This window comes from Microvirga sp. HBU67558, from assembly GCF_018069605.1.
Lineage (GTDB): Bacteria > Pseudomonadota > Alphaproteobacteria > Rhizobiales > Beijerinckiaceae > Microvirga > Microvirga terrae.
The window spans coordinates 1-1954 of sequence record NZ_JAGPUP010000348.1 but is presented as its reverse complement, the minus strand read 5'-3'; the positions used below and the strand labels follow the sequence as shown (position 1 = coordinate 1954).

The window sequence follows — 1954 nt, the reverse complement described above, 5'->3', positions numbered from 1 at the left end:
GCCCCGCTAGGCCCAAGCATCATCAATAAGCACATTGCCAAACGGGCGCCATCCAGACATGACAACGCCCCCGTGATCATGGGCCTCCTCGGCATCTGGTACCGCAATTTTCTCGATGCCCCGACACGGGCCTTGCTGCCATACGATCAGCATCTGCACCGCTTTGCCGCTTACCTCCAGCAGGGCGATATGGAGAGCAACGGCAAGTCCACGCGACGGGATAGCCGCCATGTGGATTATTGTACCGGGCCGGTGATCTGGGGCGAGCCGGGCACCAATGGCCAGCATGCGTTTTTCCAGCTTCTCCATCAGGGCACGGAGCTAATCCCAGCAGACTTTCTCGCTGCCGTGGAAAGCCAGACGCCGTTGGGAGACCACCATGATAAGCTGCTCGCCAATGTCCTAGCTCAAACGGAGGCGCTCGCTTTCGGCAAGACTGAGGGAGAGGCGAGGGCGGAGCTAGCAAAGAAGGGGCTGTCTGAGACCGCCCTTGAGGCGCTCCTCCCCCACAAGATCTTTGAGGGCAACAGGCCGACGACATCGCTCCTCTACCGGAAGCTGACGCCGCATCGTCTCGGCTCGCTGATCGCCCTCTATGAACACAAGATCTTCGTCCAAGGCATTATCTGGAGGATCAACAGCTTTGACCAATGGGGAGTCGAGCTTGGTAAAAAATTGGCTTCCCGGATCCTACCGGAGTTGCGAGCAGTTAAGGAAGTGACAGCACACGACAGCTCGACGAATGCGCTGATAAACTACATCAGGAGCACTCGGGAGGCACACTAGGGCCGTCGCACTCACCTTGCTCGTACATTGGGAGGCGGCGTGCTGATACGTCGCCTATTACACTTTCTCAACACTGTTGTCTTTGGAAAGATCATCAGTCTAGCTAGAAGTCAGAGTATCATCTCTCCGCTCCCGCGCCATAAACTCCAAAAACAATGTCTTTATCCGGCAGCTTGGAAGGAAACATTCATTCCCCAAAGTAAGCTGTGGTTCTGTACCACATGAGTCTAGGTTCTATAAGAATGTTCAGCGAGGTGCCTCTGTAAGCGCAAAGTTAAATTGCCAGCACTGAGCAATGTCCGAATGTGTTCATCCCTGGGATCTTGGTGCTACCAAACTCTTTGATCCCACCGTTCTGCAGACCTGGAATTTCTGTCTCGCATTACATGAATCTTGCTTGAGCAGACTTTTACTGACATTGCACTGCATCGCATTCTGAACCGAGCTCGAGCTGCGCTTCGACTTTCGATCATGCGGCGTCGGACCCTTCAAGCTTAGGACGTAAGCATGCTGCGTAGTAGCATCATGACGGCGTCCAACTGCCAACATACTGTCGAAATCCGCGCATGAACGTTGTTGCCAATGCCGAAGCTGGGTGCTGGGGCGAGCGTAGGCCAACGAACCCAGCGTCGATGAAGGGGGCGAACGGTTTCGCAACGATGCCCTTGTCGAAAAATTCCGCTGCCGAATAGGGATCCACGAGGCTGATGCCGCCCCCCTCAGCCACAAGAAGACAGGCGATGTGGGATAGAGGCGTTTCGAGCGAAACGGTTCGTGGGATTCCTGCAAGAGCCGTGTCGATCCTGGATCGGAAGAGGGTGCCCCGACCGACCCCTACGAAACGCTCACCCTCAAGGTCAGCCGGCGTGATGCAGTCATGCCGCGCCAGACGGTGATCTTTTGGCATGATCGCGACCGCAGCCACCGGAATAGCCTCGGTCTCCATCCCCATCCGGTCAAGCGGACCATCAGCATATCCGAAATCAGCCTGACCACTTGCGACCGCGTCAATCACGAGGTGAGACGGCACTCCGCTGATTGAGATATGGACACCCGGCCTGCTGGTGGAAAACTGGGCGGCGAACCGGGTCAGGATACTTCCGGCAAGTGCTGGCATCGCAGCAATCCGCAGCGAACCGGCTGTTTGCTCCCGGAGTGCCTGCGCGAA

At 56.4% G+C, this 1954-nt stretch carries 1 protein-coding gene and 1 pseudogene; one reads left to right on the top strand and one right to left on the bottom strand.

Features of this window, described 5'->3' with window-relative positions; genetic code table 11:
• A pseudogene (gene pgi, locus KBI52_RS01730) lies at positions 1 to 786 on the top strand (glucose-6-phosphate isomerase); the annotation flags it as partial.
• 523 nt (positions 787 to 1309) lie between these two features.
• On the opposite strand, the gene KBI52_RS01725 reads toward pgi, so the two are convergent.
• Positions 1310 to 1954: LysR substrate-binding domain-containing protein (locus KBI52_RS01725; protein WP_210804909.1), on the bottom strand; the 645-nt coding region annotated here is incomplete at its 5' end.